The organism is Bradymonas sediminis (genome assembly GCF_003258315.1).
GTDB classification, from domain to species: Bacteria; Myxococcota_A; Bradymonadia; order Bradymonadales; family Bradymonadaceae; genus Bradymonas; species Bradymonas sediminis.
Map to the genome: position 1 here is coordinate 4,045,148 of NZ_CP030032.1, position 14,634 is coordinate 4,059,781.

Below are 14,634 nucleotides of genomic sequence, written 5' to 3' on the forward strand. Positions count from 1 at the left end.
GTGCCACCGCAAAAGTCGAGTTCACCGACTCCCGCGAGCCGGCGCGCCTGCCGCCGGAAGGTGTCGACAAGCGCGCTAGCCGCTGACGCTCTTGTCGCCGGGGAGGCACCTCTCAGAGCTGAAAGGTCCCGCCGAGGTTCACCGCAAATTGGTTGAAATCACCGTCAAGCCCAACGTCAACGCCATTGAAGACGGTGCCGGAGGTTTGGCCCTCCAGGCGGAAGGAATGCAGCGTCCACCCCAGCTCGGCGAAGAGGCCGAAGCGCTCGTCGAGCTCGAGCTTTACGCCTGCCAGGCCGGAGACGTTAAAGCCCAAACCGGGGTCAAAATCGACATTCCCCTTCCGGCGCCAATCCTCATCAAAGATCACGACCGATAAACCCAGCGGGACCCCCAAATACAGCTCATAGGCCGCGCCTGCGGGGCTGAAGCGAAAGCGGGGCGCAAAATTAAGGTCGACCACGCTATTGCGGCCCCACCCTTCATCGGCGCGATCTCGGTCGAGAAAGCTCGTATAGCCCAGGCGCCCGCCGATGGCGATATTTGGGTGGACGCCGACATCGTAGTGGAGCATCCCACCCCAGCTCGTCTCCATGTCAACGTCCTTGATGGCGTCGCCGGCGTTCACCATAATATCCCCGATACGCACCTGCGAATCCCACTCTCCATTAAACTCGCCGGCGAACCCGCCGGACACACCAACCCACAGCGAGGCGTCATCCTGGGCCAACGCGGTCGCGGGAAGCAAACAAGCAGCGGCGAGCATAGACATAGCTAAGAGCGAAGACGACTTCATAACACACTCCGTGTCTCTATCATGGGGAGCCTACCGAGCGCAGGCTTTCATCAGACTCAAAAAACTTCGTTCATTCGGTCCAGAAGCGGGCCTAAGATTGCGTCAAAATACTCGTCGCCGGACTTATCATCGATGACCTCGATGGTGGGGGCGTCCGCGCGGGTCTCAAAGGCCGGGTCGAAGACGCCGTCTAAGAAGAACGCCTGGGCGGCGTCCTCGGTGATCACCCACTCCACGTATTCGGCCTCCACCCACTCGCCCTGGTCGTTTTGACTCGACACGATGACCTCGGGGTCCACCACGCGCTCAAACCAGTCGATGGAGCCGTCCAGGACGCGCCCGCCCTCAAAAAACGAAGACAGGTCGATGGTCGTCTCGGGCGAAGAGCCCGGGATCACGGCCGGCCCGGCCAGCGAGGCGCGCAGCGCGCCGAGGAAGCCCAGGATCTGCTCGGCATGCGCGGGGTTTCCCTTGTCCCAGCGAATGCTGGTTTGCCACGACGCGCTCATCCCGTCGCGGATGGCGCCCATCGTGGAATCAAGCCCGCCCTCCAGGGCCTCGCGCGCCTGGAGCAGGCGCTCGGGGGAGTCGACCTGGCGCAGCACCCGCGCGTCCAAGAAGGCATGAGCATAGTCTTCGACGCCCCAGCCCTGCTGAGGGTCTTGGCGCTGCGGGGTCTGACTTCCGAGCGCGTCGTCCAGGCTGAAGTCGTAATCATAGGCGCTCAAAAAATAGAGCCCGGCGCGCACCCACGCCACGGTCGCCGACAGAAGCTGCAGCTCCGCGCGGCCCAGAAAAAGGTCGAGCCGCTCGGAGTGAAAGGTCAGCCCCGGGATATAGATCGAGTCGAAATACTCATCTTGAAGCGCGCGCTCGATATCGAGCTGAATCGAGCCCATGGAGTCGGCGAGTTGAGTGAGGTCGGCGGTGGCGAGGTTAAGCGAGTTGCTCAGGCCGCCAAAGAAAATCTGCGTGCCCGAAAGTTGCTCCTGAGACCAGGGGAGGCGGGCCGAAATCAGACTCCGCACGCCCTTATAGCTGCCCTGGTCCTCCCAGGAGACCCCGCGCACCACCCAATAAAAAAGGCCGTCGTCGGCGTAGAATAATGCGTTGGCGTCGACCGGGTGCGCGGCGCCCAGGTGCCCGATTAACAGCGCGCTGACCTCGGAACTCCCAGGGAGCATGAGCAGGTCCGTGATGGCCTTTCCGGCGAATGCCTGCCCGGGCGGGTTGGGCTGCTCCGAGATGATCTGATTATAGATCGCCTGGGCCTGGTCGACCCGGTGGCGCGCCAGCTCGCCCTGGGCCTCCATGATCTGGGAGGTCTCCGCGTCCGCGCCAAACTCGCCGTCGTAGCCCGCGTCATCGCCCATCATGCAGCCCAAAATCATGACCGCCAGCCCCAGGAGGACAAGAAGCCCCAGGGGGACGCGTCGGGCGTGAGAGCATTTGTGATTGCGTGTGCTTGGCATAAAGTCGAGACCGGTTAAAGGTCGATGATGAGAGGGCTGCGATACACAGGGCATAAAAATCGAGCAGGTCACACTTTCGATGTGCGCGTTTATGCACCGAGCCGAGCGCGCTGTCAAAAAGTACAGGCGCACGACAAGATCTATGCAATTATCTTGCCGTCCAACAAAACAGAGCCTATCAATGGGTTCGCCCTCGGTTAAACCTGCGATTGGAGTAAGAATACTCCACATACTGGGGTGCAATTGGAGGCTCGTACACCTATAGTGCGCGCGGCGGTTGCGAAGATCACAAATGCGCAGTTCTGAAGTGAGGATTCTAGTTGAAGTCGCGAGCGATTCCCAACCTGGTGGCATTGGCCGCGGGGGTGCATGAGCACCGCCGGGTGGGGCGTGCGCTCGTGCTGCTCTTTGTGCTGCTCTTTAGCAGCGCCTGCCCGGGGTACGAGGACGGGTATTCGGGGACGTTTCGCGAGAATATCGAGGCTTCGGGGCGAAACGGTGACGCCCTGGCGGTCGACCTATTTCGCTTCGGCGACAACGTCTCGGCCATCCTGCGCGTCTACCAGCGCGACCCGATCACCGGCGACCCCTTCGGCAAACAGAAGTTATGCGTGTGGAGCGACGCCCAGAGCTTTGACAGCGACGCGAATAAATTTCGCCTCTATATCAACAAGGAGTCCCGCCAGATCCCGCGCAGCCAGCTCTTTGGCACGCTTCATAACGAGCTCTCCATGGACATCACCCTCTATGAGGAGAGCACCAGCGCGCCCTTCGACGGGATCGAAGCGCTGCGCATGGAGCGGGTGAGCGAGGAGCCCGACGTCGACTGCCAGAGCATCGACGACACGCTTATCAAGGTGAGCTTTCCGCGCGACCCCGACAGCGGCGCGACCCAGAAGATGCCGGCTGCGGCCGATTACGACATCCATAACCCCGTGCTGACCGTGGCCTGGGTGGGCGTTCAGCCGGCGGCGGGCTCCAGCCAATTGGCCGCCGTCAACCGCCAGACCCCGGCGATTCCGCTGGACGACGGCTTCGGCACCAACTTCGACGCCCAGCAGCACGCCCTCAAAAATGAGCGCCGCTTCGCGGTCGCCCCGCCCCCCGACGTCGTGCGCATGGCCAGCGGCCAGACGACCCTGGCGCTGGGGCACTTCGCGGTGGTCGACGACTCCGAGGCCGACCGCCCCGAGGATATCTCGCTGCGCGATTGGCAATTTAGCTGGGATGTGGTCAACGAGAAGTTGGTCGCCAGCAGCCTGCGCCCGGCGACCCGGCCGTATTGCGACCGCGGCACCGACCAGTGGGGCACGGCCCTGCTCTTCGTCGAGGGAAGCCTCAACGACCTGTCGCGCACGATGCGCTCCGAGATCCAGGGCGCCGAATCATGCGCCGAAAACAACCGCTGCGACGAACATTTCTACCTGGTCGACGTCTGCTCAGAGGGGGACCAGGTCCTCAATATTGAGCTGCACCCCACGCCGGCGCATCTGTCGACGATCGGCCTCTTCGTGACCGACCAATTCCTGCAGAGCACGACCATCCCCCTGCCGCGAGTCAACCCCTACCAATTATGGCGATAATGCGGGCGACACATAGTGAGGCGAGGGGAGCGAAGACGCCAGCGCGCCGGGGCGCGGCGCTCTGCCTTATTTGGCTGGGCGCCCTGCTCTTTATCGTCGCCGGGCCCGCGGGGCTCTCGGCCCAGGCCCCACCGGCGCCAAAGCCGGCGAGCCTGGTGATATCGCCGCATTTCCAGGTCTTCGCGGACTTCGAAGACGCCGACGCGGCGGTGCGCACCTCGCGCGCGTTTTATCAGGGCGCGGCGGATTTCGCCCGCCGCCAGCACGACACCCTCTACCTGGTCAGCCAATCCGACCTCCAGCAGGCGGTGCGCACCGCCCGCGGCTACGACTACCGGCTCACCAACGCCGAGTTGGCGACCCGGCTGGGCATCGACTCCTATACCAAGCTCGACGTCGCCTCGGCGGCGACCTATTTGGAGAGCGCCTTCGAGACCTACCAGGAGTTAAACTACGGGCTGGTCGACCCCGAGCGGGTGGCCGAGGTCGCCCTCTACCTGGCGCTGAGCTATATCGAGCAGGACCGCACCACGCTCAAGCTCTTCGACCGCCTCCAAACGATGACCCTGCTGGACCCGGCGCGCCGGATTCGCCCGGGCTATTATCCCGACGACGTCGTGCGCATCTATGACAGCGCGCGCGAATCCCTGGTCACCCTGCTGCGCGACGAGGGGCCGCAGACCCGGGAGGCCGCAGCGTTGGCCGAATTCTCGGACACCGACTTCGCCGCGTTCGGCTACGCCTGGCCGACCGAGCGCGGGACCTTCGAGGCGACGCTCTACGTCTACTCGCAGAGCGAATCGCGCTTCTTGCCCCCCGAGAGCATCGAGATCGCGGACCTCGACCCGGCCACCCTGCGCGCGGCGGGCAATCGCCTGATGAGCCGCTTCTTACCCTGCCTGATCGCCCCGCCGCAGCCGACCGCCCCGGCGTCGACCGTGGTCACGACCAACGGCGCCAGCCCATTCTCGCTGGACTTCGGCTTCGCCTACACCTCGTTTATGCAGTACCCCTACCAGGAGCGCGCGCGCACCCAGCCCTGGGGAAATTACGGCCTGAGCGTCGCCGGCAGACTGCAGCTCACCCATGAGTTTTCGCTGGTCCTGGGCGCGCAACTGCTGAACTCCATGCGCGATTATGCCGGATTTGTCTTCGACGATTTTAGCATCGCGCGCGGGTTCTTCGGCGGCGACCTGGGCGTGAGCGTGGGGGCGTTCAACTTCGGCGCCCAGCTCAGCCTGGAGGGCAGCAGCCTGGGCAGCTTCTATGCCTGCCCGGACATCAACGCCCAATGCGCCGAGCGCGCCGACCGCAACTTCGCGGTGCGCATCGACAATGACAGCCTCTTCGTGGGCGCAAACGTGCGCCCCCGCATCATCTGGAACGCCTATCGGCAATTCAGCCTGATCGCCAGCGGGAGCGCGTCTTATTATTTCGTCCCGCTATCGCGGCGAAATTTCAACATCCCGCTGAGCGGGCAACTCGACGTATCCTACCGATTCTAAAAGCCTTTTAGCCGCCTCCCCCGCTGCAACATATTGGAAAATTAGACCCGCGCGATCATCTGCTCGCCGTCCATCTGCAGCGGCGCGTAGACCAGATCGCCGATGCGCTCGGCGGGGTTGCCGACAAGGCGCACCCGCAGATAATCCTCGGTCACGCCGTAGTCATTATCCTCGACCACGATCTCGGCGGCCTGCCCGACGCGCTCGCGCTGGTAGGCCATGCCCTTGGCCTGGGCCAGATCGCGCAGGTGCTGGCTGCGCGCGGCTTTGACGTCGCCGTGGATCTTGCCGTCCATCTCGGCCGCGACCGTGCCGTCGCGCTCCGAGTAGGGGAAGACGTGCAGATAGGTAAAGGGCAGCGTCTCGACCAGGTCGACCGTGTCGGCGAAGTCCTCGTCGGTCTCGCCGGGGAACCCGACGATGACGTCTGCGCCAAGGCCCAGATACGGCAGACGCTCGGTGATCTCGAGCAGGCGGTCGCGGTATTGCTCGCGGGTATGCCAGCGGCGCATATTGCGCAGCACCGCGTTCGAGCCAGCCTGCATCGGCACGTGCAAATGCGGCACCAGACGCCCGTCGGACTCCGCCAAAAGGTCGAGCATCAGGTCATCGATCTCGGTCGCCTCGATGCTCCCCATGCGAAAACGCACGCCCGGAACCTCGTCCAAAAGGCGTTGAATCAGCAGCGAGAATGTGTGGGATTTCGGCTCCTCCATATCGATACCATAGTGGCCAATATGAATGCCGGTGAAGACGATCTCGCGGTGGAATTCGGCCAACTGCCGCGCCTCGGCGATGATCGCGTCTTCGCCGCGCGAGCGGCTCTTGCCGCGGGCGAGCTTGGTCGCGCAAAACGAGCAGCGCCGATTGCAGCCGTCCTGGATCTTCATCCACCCGCGGGTGCCGCGCTCGTTTCGCTTGAGCAAAAGTCCGCCGATCGGCTCCTCGTGGATGTCGATGAGCGGCGAGACCGGGGCGAGCATGCCCGCGACCTCGACGGCGTCGTGGCCCTTGACCACGCCGGTGACCTGCTCCATGCCCTGGTAGGCGTCAAAATGCAGCGCCGCCGAGCAGCCGGCCACGATGATCTGGGCGTCCGGGTTATCGCGCTTGAGCCGGCGAATCGCCTTTCGCGCCGCGGCGTCCGCGTTGTTGGTCACGGTGCAGGTATTGATGACGTAGGCGTCCGCCTCGGCCGGGTCATCCACGCTCTGCGCGCCGCGGGCCTCAAGTTCCTGGCGAAAGCGCTCGGAGTCGTATTGATTGGCCTTGCAGCCGTGGGTCACAAAATGAATTTTCATCGCGATAACTTCAGATCTTTAGATAGGTTTTTGGGGCGATTTTGACGGCCGATATGGTGAGAGCAAACGGCCATAAAGCTCGCAAACTCAGGGGGTCTTTTGGCCAGAAGGCACAGCCCCGGGTTGCCCGGGCGCCGCGGAATCCGAGGGCGCATCGGCGCCCGCTTCGACTTCGCCGGCCGCCTCGGCCGCCTTTCGCTCGGCGATATACTCCTCCATCTTTCGAATGCGATACCCCAGGCAAGACCCGCCGCTGATCATCAACACGAATAGGATAAGCATCACCCGGCGCAAACTGCGCTTATACTCGGGTGAATTCGGGTCAACATCGGGGCGAATGCGAACAGGTTCCATGAAGGGCCTGGCAGGTATAGGGGGCGGAAAACTTCCCGGTATATCGAAGGAGCCATCGTCTCCGCGCGCACAATCTGGGCAAATGCTGCCAAAAAGCGCGGGACAGGCATGGGCAAGTCTTCCCTAACTCCCCGCGCAATGTCAATTGCTCACCCAAATAAAAATGCGCGCCGCAGCCACGCCCGCTGCACGCAGAGCGCCTTGCCTCAAAGCAAGGCATTGCCTATCCATAGACGAGTCTTTTCACCCTCAATTTTTGCAATGGAGTTTATGATGGGCATCAACCCAAAACTTAAAGTTGGCGACGCAGCACCCGATTTCAGCCTCGAGTCCGACACCCACGGACAGGTCTCATTGAGCGATATGAAGGGAAAGAAATTGGTCATCTATTTCTACCCCAAAGATATGACACCGGGGTGCACCCGCCAGGCGTGTGATTTCCGCGACAATCATCAGAAATTCGAGGCCGCAGGGTACACGATTCTCGGGGTCTCGCCGGACCCCATCGAACGCCACGCGAAATTTCGGGAGAAGCATGACCTGAACTTCATCCTGATGGCCGACCCGGAGCACGAGATGGCCGAGGCCTACGGCGTGTGGCGCGAGAAGACCAATTACGGCAAGAAATATATCGGCCTGGTGCGCTCGACCTTTATGATCGACGCCGACGGAAAGATCGCCGAGATTCAGGACAATGTCCGGGCGACGGGGCACGTGGATCGGTTGATCCGCGATTCGATCTGATCGACCTTCGCTGGCTCTAAATTTTCGCCGCAAATAAAAAGCCCCGCGGACTCCTTACGAGTCCGCGAGGCTTTCTTTTTTCGGCTAGCTGACCAGCCTCAGCCAAGACTACTCGCGATAGACGTAGACGTCTTGAGTCGTCTGCATGCCGTTTTCGTCGCGCGCGACGATGGAGATTCGGTTCATCCCAGAGAACAGGGGGATTTCCGCCGAGATGTCGGCTTCGTGCGCGTCAACCCGCGTATAATTGAGCTTACGGGTATTGGCCTTGGTCGCGTTCTCGCGATTAAAGACGAAGATATAATAGTCTTTAATCAGCGCCTCATCCTGGATCTTGGCCTTAAGCGGCACCGACTTCTTCGAGGTCTGCATGGTCTGCAGATCGATGGTGACCTGCGGCGACTGGTAGAGCACGTGGCGCGAGATGCCGCTGAGTTTGGCGCTGGCCTTGGCGTCATAATTGACGGCCTTGGCCTCGACCCATGCCTTCTGCTCTCCAACATTCACCTTAATCCACTCGCCCTTCTTGGCGACGACCGGCAGCGTCGCGCCTTTTTGCGCGATCGCGGCGGTGTCTGTCGCGGTCGACGCGCCCTCATAGAGGTTGGCGGGTCCGCTCTTCAGCGTCGCGACGCCCGAGGCCTTCTTCACCTTCTCGGTATCCTCGCTATAGGGGAGCTTGATTTTGCGGTGGACGAAGTCGCGGAAGACCTCGTCGAAGATATCGACCTCGATCTCGATAAAGTTATCTTTGGGCGCCTTCTTCACCTGGAAGGTAAAGTCCGCCGTCTTGGTCTCGCCCTGCTTAATATTCTCGATCGTGGCGCGCCCCTCCTTCAGGTACACGGCCTCGCCAGCCAGGCTCTTCAGGAAGACCATGGCCTCCTTGCTATCGGCGGTGCCGACGTTCTTCACGGAGGTCCGGAAGGTCACTTCCTCGCCTTTTTGCAGGATGCCGTCGCCATTGGTGTCGTCGATCTCATAGCCGAACGCGAATTGCGGATGCGGCTGACCGACGATGCGAATCGCCTGGCTCAGCGTGGTCCCGTACGACTTCTGCGGGCCGCTGACTTGCATGGTGAGCGGGTCGAAACGCGTCGGCATCTCCATGGGCATTTCCACTTCAACCGACCAGGATTTCGACTCACCGGGGTTCAATTTACCGAAGATAAACTCGCGGTCATCGAAGACCGGATTATCGCTCGTGGCGATCGCCTTCATGCGATACAGCGGCGACTTACTCTTATTGGTCAACTCCGCGGTCACGTCGATCTTCTCGCCGGCTTTCACGCGGTTATTCTTGGCGGAGGTCGTCAATTTCAGCGCGACTTCGGCGTCTTTGGGATTCTCGCCGGCGCTCCAATCGACGCCAAACGTCTTGAGCTCCTTGTGAATGCGGTCCATCTCGCGCGCCGAAATCTTCTCGAGCACGGGCTGCACCAGCTTCATCAGCTCGGGCGCCTTCCAGGCTTTGGGGGCCGAGGCGAGCAACTCCTGGGCGAAACGAATCTCGAAGTCCTCGCGGAACTCGTTGGGGTCTTGATAATCGGCGTCTTCTCCCTCGGCGGCCGGATCTGCCAAAAAGCGGATATGATGCAGATTATCGCCATCAACGATCGAGGTCGCGGCGTTCGACAACGCGCTCTGCAGGTCGCCCTCACGCAGGATATTATGCGACAGGAACATATCGGCGTTGCCGTCGGTGAAGGTCACCGGCGTCAGGCGCAAGTCGGGGCGAATACCGCTGCCCTGAATCGAGACGTCGCCGGGGGTCAGGTATTGCGCGATCGTCAGCTTGAGCGCCGACTTATCGTTAAACTCATAGAGCACCTGCACCGAGCCCTTGCCGAAGGTCGTATCACCCACGACCAGGCCGCGCTTATTATTTTGAATGGCGCCCGCCACAATCTCGGAGGCCGACGCGCTGCCGGCGTTAACCAGCACGAGGATTGGATAGTGCGCCTCGGTGCCGGCGCGGGTCGCGACCTTCTGGTCGCGCATGCGGTTGCCCACGCCCACGGTGCTCACGATCGCGCCCTCTTCCAAGAAGGTGTCGCTGACCTTGATCGCCTGGTCGAGCAGGCCGCCGGGGTTGTCGCGCATGTCGAGCACCAGGCCCTGCATGCCGCCCATCTTCTTCTTAAGCTTGGTCAGCTCCGCGACCAGATCATCGTGGGTGTTGGACTGGAAATTTTTGATGCGGATATAGCCGATCTTATCACCCAGCGCCTGACCGTCGACCGAGTCGATATTGATGATCGCGCGCACGATGGTGAACTTCTTCGCCTCCGTCCACGACTCGCGCATCACCCAAATATCGATGGGCTCGCCGGGGTCGCCGCGCATCATACCAACGGCTTCTTGCAGCCCCATATTCACCGTGGAGGCGTCGCCAATGCGCACAATTTTGTCGCGCGCTTTGATGCCCTTTTTGGCCGCCGGGGTCCCCGGGATCGGGCTCATCACGGTGAGGCCGCCGTCGCGGATCGAAATCACGATGCCCAGCCCGCCGAATTTGCCGCCGGTCTGGGTGCGCATATCGTCGTAATGCTTCGGCGACAGCAGGATGCTGTGCGGGTCGAGCGTCGACAGCATGCCGTTGATGGCTGCGTATTCGATCTCGCTAAAGTCGAGCTCGGCATCGGGCTCAAGATGCTCGTCGATGAAGCGGAACATCTTCTGCAGGCGGAAGCTCATCTCCCAGAGGCTCTCGATCTTTTGAACCTCGAAGCTCTGCGTATCCCCGTTGACGTGGATCTGAATCTCGGTCGGCTTCTCTTTGCCGCCCACGAAGGTCACGACCAGCTCGGAGATCGAGTTTTGGACCTGGTCGAGCGCGGCAATCAGCATCTTATTCGGGTCGACGCGCGAGGGGTCGACATAATTATCCTTAATCCGCAACAGCACGCGATTAAAGATCTTAAGGGCCGCTAAATCGTAGCTATCATCCGCCCCTTCCGCCGCCGAGACGCTGGAGTTGCGCAGGTCGAATTGGACCCCGCGATCGCTGAATTGCACGCTTAACGCGAACGCAATTGTCAGCGCGATAAAAGCGACGATAAAGCGCCCGTGACGCTTGAGTTTGCCCATCAGAGTTTCCATAAACTGTATAAAGTCTAGTGAGATCAGCAGAAGAAAACAGTGCCTGCATTTAACCTACAATTGCGCACCAGCGCCTCAACGGCAAGCCCAATGCGCCAAAGCGAGCGAGTTTTTTGGCATGCAACACACTGTGTCATACGATGAAACTTAATCGCGCGCCCATCCATTCCTTCGATTTTGCGTCTGGCCACATGACAACACGCCGGGATATGGTGCACAATAGTCTCACGCGGCCATTCTTGATTCGCAAGTTCGCTCGCTCTGGCGTCGGTTTACGAGTAATTATTTATGTCTCAACTGCCACAACTCGGTGAGGTCGTCGACGATGTATTCCGCGTCGACGCGGAGCTCGGGCACGGAAATTTCGGGGCGGTTTATCGCGTCCACGATCTGCTCGAAGGGCGCACCCTTGCGCTCAAGGTGCTCAAGCCCGGGCCCCACGACGAACAGGAGTTGCGCCAACGCTTCGAGCGCGAAGCCCGCCTGGTCTATAGCCTGCACCACCCCCACGTGCTGCGCGTCTACTATTACGGCCAGACCGCCTCGGGCCTGCCCTATATGGCCATGGAGTTCCTCGAAGGCACCGACCTGCGCGCCCTGCTCGCCCACCACGGCCCGCTGAGCCCGCGCCTGGTCAAGCGAATCGCCCTGGAGACACTCTCCGCTCTGGAAGCTGCGCACGAACTCGGCATCGTCCATCGCGACCTCAAGCCGGCCAATATCTTCCTGGTCAATGACGGCGGCAACGGCCACGTCAAGGTCTTGGACTTCGGCTTCGCCAAGGCGCTCGACGACGGCGGGCGCGCCGGCGACGAGTTGACCGCCGCCAAAACCCTGGTCGGCACACCGGCCTATATGTCCCCGGAGTTGGTGCACAAAAAGAACGTCGGCGCCCAGGCCGATATCTACGCGCTCGGCCTGATCATGGCCGAGATGCTGACCGGCAAAAAGATCGTCCAGATCGAGTCGATCTACGACACCATCATGTTCCAGGCCTCCGACAAACCGATCAAATTCCCGCCCACCATCACCGAGTCGATCTTCGCCGACATCATCCAGCGCGCGGTCGAAAAGGACGTCAACGCCCGCTACCAGACCCCGACCGACATGGTCCTGGACCTGGCCACCCTGGAGACCCGCCAGGGCGCGCGCCGCCGCCGCGCCTCATCGCTGGTGCACGCTCAGGCCAGCGGCGAGGACGCCATGACCACCCCGCACGCCACCGGGCTGCCGTCGATGGCCGAGGTCAACCGCGCCCTGGCCACCTCCCAGAGCATCACCGCGACCAACCCACACGGCTCCATTGACCCCTTCGCCGACTTCCCGGACTACGAGCCCCAGGAGGCGCCCGCCCACTCCATGCAGGGTTCGCTGCGCCAACGTAGTCGAACGCAGTCGCGCCAGCTGCGCGCCGAGCCCACCGACACCACCACCCGGCGCAATAGCTACGACGTCGGGCCGTCGCAGGCGCGCCAAAGCCAACTAAGCCAACGCCTTCCCTCGCTGGCTACCCACGATGCCCAATCCGAGTCTTCAATCACCCAGCCGGCGCTGCTCCCCGAGCCCGCCCAACAACAGTGGGCCGCGCCCACTCCGGAGTTTCGCGACCCCTCCTGGGCCTCCCCGGCGCCCCAGACCGATAGCACCACGCAATTCGAGCGCGGCAACGTCATCCAACACTTCAATGACCAACCGCTGAGCGCCGAGCTGCAGCTCGATCACCAACGCCCCGCCTCTTCCAACTCGTCGACCTCGCGCTCCCATCTCATTAAGGAGGCGCTGATCGGGGTTGGAATCGGCGGGGCGATTCTTGGCATCTTCATCTTCTTGCTGCAATATTGGTGAGCGTGGCCCGCTGAATTTAGAGGCCGATTTCCTCAAAATTGATCTTTCCGCCCGGCGCGATCTTGAAGGGGTCGTCGCCTTCACGACAGGTCATGATCTCAACGCCGTCCTCGGTGACCACGAGCGTATGCTCGAATTGGGCCGACAGGCTCCGGTCCCGGGTAATGGCGGTCCAGTCGTCGTCGAGCACCTTCACCCCGTAGTCGCCCACGTTGATCATCGGCTCGACCGTAAAGGCCATCCCCGGGCGCAAGCGAAGCCCGGTGTTGCGCGTGCCATAATGGGGAACTTCGGGGGAGCCGTGGAAGTTGCGCCCGATGCCGTGGCCGATAAAGTCACGCACCACCGAGAACCCGAGCGGCTCGGCGTGGGCCTGAATCGCCGCGCCGATATCGCCGATGCGCTTGCCCGGGCGAATCTCGCGAATGCCGCGCATCAAGCACTGCGCGGTGACCTCGACCAACTCGCGGGTCTTCGGCGCCGGCTCACCGACAAAGAACGTCGCGCAGGTGTCGCCGTGGTACTCATTGAGGATCGGCGTCACGTCGATGGAGATGATGTCGCCATCCTTTAAGATCAGCTCGGAGTTCGGGATGCCGTGGCAGATCACCTCGTTGACGCTGGTGCAGATGCTGCGCGGGAACCCCTTATAATTAAAGGGCGCGTGGATGATCTTTCTGGCCTTGCCCCAACGCTCCGCCTCGTCGTTGATCTCCTGGGTCGAAATCCCGGCTTCGACCATATCACCGAGGTGACAGATCAGCTCGGCGGCCAGCTGGCCCGCCTCGCGCATCCGCTGGATTTCGTCCTTGGATAAAAGCGTCAATTGGCGGCGTCTTCTCATCTTCATTTCTCATTTCCGTGCTATAAAATAGCTCTTTTGAACCTGAATGCTCGGCGCTGGCCGAGGTGTTTAATATAGACCTTTGAGTTCCGGCTTCAGATCGCGCTTCATCAACTCATGAACCGCGTCCTTGGTGCTCTTTCCTTCGTAAATCACGCGATAAACCTGGTCGCAGATCGGCATCTCAACGCCGAGTTTGGCGGCCAGGTCATGCACGCTTCTGGCCGTCTTGACGCCCTCAGCGACCATATTCATCTCGCTGAGAATCTCCTCGATGGTATACCCCTGACCGAGTTTGACGCCCACAGAGCGGTTTCGGCTCAGCCCGCCGGTGCACGTTAGAACCAGGTCACCCATTCCCGCAAGTCCAGAAAGTGTGAGCGGATTCGCCCCGATCGTCACGCCCAGGCGCGTAATCTCGTGCAGCCCGCGCGTGATCATGCCCGCCATCGAGTTCGAGCCCAACTCCATGCCTGCGATCCCGCCGGCGGCGATGGCGATGACGTTCTTGAGCGCCCCGCCCACCTCCACGCCCACCACATCCGTGGTCGTATAGGCGCGAAACACATCATTGCTAAAGACGCGCTGGACCCGCTCGGCGAGTCGATGATTAAAGGAGGCGATGGTGACCGCGGTGGGCTTGTGGTCGGCGACCTCGCGCGCGAAGCTCGGCCCGGACAAATACGCCAGATAAGGCAGGCAATGCTCGGGCAGCACGTCCTCCAGGATATCCGACACCAGCATCTGCGTTTCGTTCTCGATCCCCTTGGTCGCGCTCACAAAGGGCGTCCCCGGCTCCACCAGCGGCGCCAATTGCACCAGCACCTTGCGCAACACATGGCTTGGGACCACCGATAAGATCAGCTCCTGGCCCACCACGGCTTCGGCTAATTCACCGGTCGCGCGCAGGTTTTTGGGCAAGGTAAACCCGGGCAAATACACGGGATTCTCGTGGTCGACATTGATCTGTTCGGGCAGCGGCTTGTCGTGCGCCCACATCATAATATCGTGACCATTTTCGGCCAATAATTTCGCCAGGGCCGTGCCCCAAGAACCTGCACCGATAACGCCAATCTTCATAGTCTTCT

At 61.6% G+C, this 14,634-nt stretch carries 11 protein-coding genes; 4 read left to right on the forward strand and 7 right to left on the reverse strand.

Going from position 1 to position 14,634, the window contains the following annotated elements:
* Positions 1–112 precede the first annotated feature (112 nt).
* Both DN745_RS15275 and DN745_RS15280 read right to left on the reverse strand, forming a co-directional pair.
* Positions 113–796 (reverse strand): hypothetical protein, encoded by a 684-nt coding sequence (locus DN745_RS15275; RefSeq protein ID WP_133622160.1) that lies wholly within the window; start codon positions 794–796, stop codon positions 113–115.
* 56 nt (positions 797–852) lie between these two features.
* Entirely contained in the window at positions 853–2,268 is a 1,416-nt protein-coding gene (locus DN745_RS15280; protein WP_133622159.1) for a hypothetical protein, read from the reverse strand.
* 320 nt (positions 2,269–2,588) lie between these two features.
* Between DN745_RS15280 and DN745_RS15285 the strand changes: the two genes are divergently transcribed.
* Both DN745_RS15285 and DN745_RS15290 read left to right on the forward strand, forming a co-directional pair.
* On the forward strand, positions 2,589–3,851 hold the full coding sequence (locus DN745_RS15285; RefSeq protein ID WP_111336159.1) for a hypothetical protein: 1,263 nt from the start codon (positions 2,589–2,591) through the stop codon (positions 3,849–3,851).
* Positions 3,851–5,356 carry a hypothetical protein gene (locus DN745_RS15290; protein ID WP_111336160.1) on the forward strand — a complete coding sequence of 502 codons (1,506 nt, stop codon included), beginning with the start codon at positions 3,851–3,853 and terminating at the stop codon, positions 5,354–5,356. Before DN745_RS15285 ends, DN745_RS15290 begins: the two co-directional genes overlap by 1 nt.
* 41 nt (positions 5,357–5,397) lie before the next feature.
* On the opposite strand, the gene DN745_RS15295 is transcribed toward DN745_RS15290, so the two are convergent.
* Both DN745_RS15295 and DN745_RS15300 read right to left on the reverse strand, forming a co-directional pair.
* Positions 5,398–6,657, reverse strand: coding sequence for a MiaB/RimO family radical SAM methylthiotransferase (locus DN745_RS15295; protein ID WP_111336162.1), 1,260 nt, complete (start codon positions 6,655–6,657; stop codon positions 5,398–5,400).
* Positions 6,658–6,744: 87 nt separating this feature from the next.
* Complete coding sequence (locus DN745_RS15300) at positions 6,745–7,011, reverse strand: hypothetical protein (RefSeq protein ID WP_111336163.1); 267 nt, start codon at positions 7,009–7,011, stop codon at positions 6,745–6,747.
* 270 nt (positions 7,012–7,281) lie between these two features.
* Between DN745_RS15300 and bcp the strand changes: the two genes are divergently transcribed.
* Positions 7,282–7,755 carry a thioredoxin-dependent thiol peroxidase gene (gene bcp / locus DN745_RS15305; RefSeq protein ID WP_239497550.1) on the forward strand — a complete coding sequence of 158 codons (474 nt, stop codon included), beginning with the start codon at positions 7,282–7,284 and terminating at the stop codon, positions 7,753–7,755.
* Between the two features lie 108 nt (positions 7,756–7,863).
* On the opposite strand, the gene DN745_RS15310 is transcribed toward bcp, so the two are convergent.
* Positions 7,864–10,845, reverse strand: a complete 2,982-nt coding sequence (locus DN745_RS15310; RefSeq protein ID WP_162687710.1) for an MXAN_5808 family serine peptidase — start codon at positions 10,843–10,845, stop codon at positions 7,864–7,866.
* 300 nt (positions 10,846–11,145) lie between these two features.
* Here DN745_RS15310 and DN745_RS15315 point away from each other — a divergent pair, with 300 nt between their 5' ends.
* Complete coding sequence (locus DN745_RS15315; protein WP_111336166.1) at positions 11,146–12,702, forward strand: serine/threonine-protein kinase; 1,557 nt, start codon at positions 11,146–11,148, stop codon at positions 12,700–12,702.
* Positions 12,703–12,718: 16 nt separating this feature from the next.
* Here DN745_RS15315 and map read toward each other — a convergent pair whose 3' ends face one another.
* Both map and DN745_RS15325 read right to left on the reverse strand, forming a co-directional pair.
* Complete coding sequence (gene map / locus DN745_RS15320; protein ID WP_239497551.1) at positions 12,719–13,552, reverse strand: type I methionyl aminopeptidase; 834 nt, start codon at positions 13,550–13,552, stop codon at positions 12,719–12,721.
* 63 nt (positions 13,553–13,615) lie between these two features.
* On the reverse strand, positions 13,616–14,626 hold the full coding sequence (locus DN745_RS15325; RefSeq protein WP_111336168.1) for an NAD(P)H-dependent glycerol-3-phosphate dehydrogenase: 1,011 nt from the start codon (positions 14,624–14,626) through the stop codon (positions 13,616–13,618).
* Positions 14,627–14,634 lie beyond the last annotated feature (8 nt).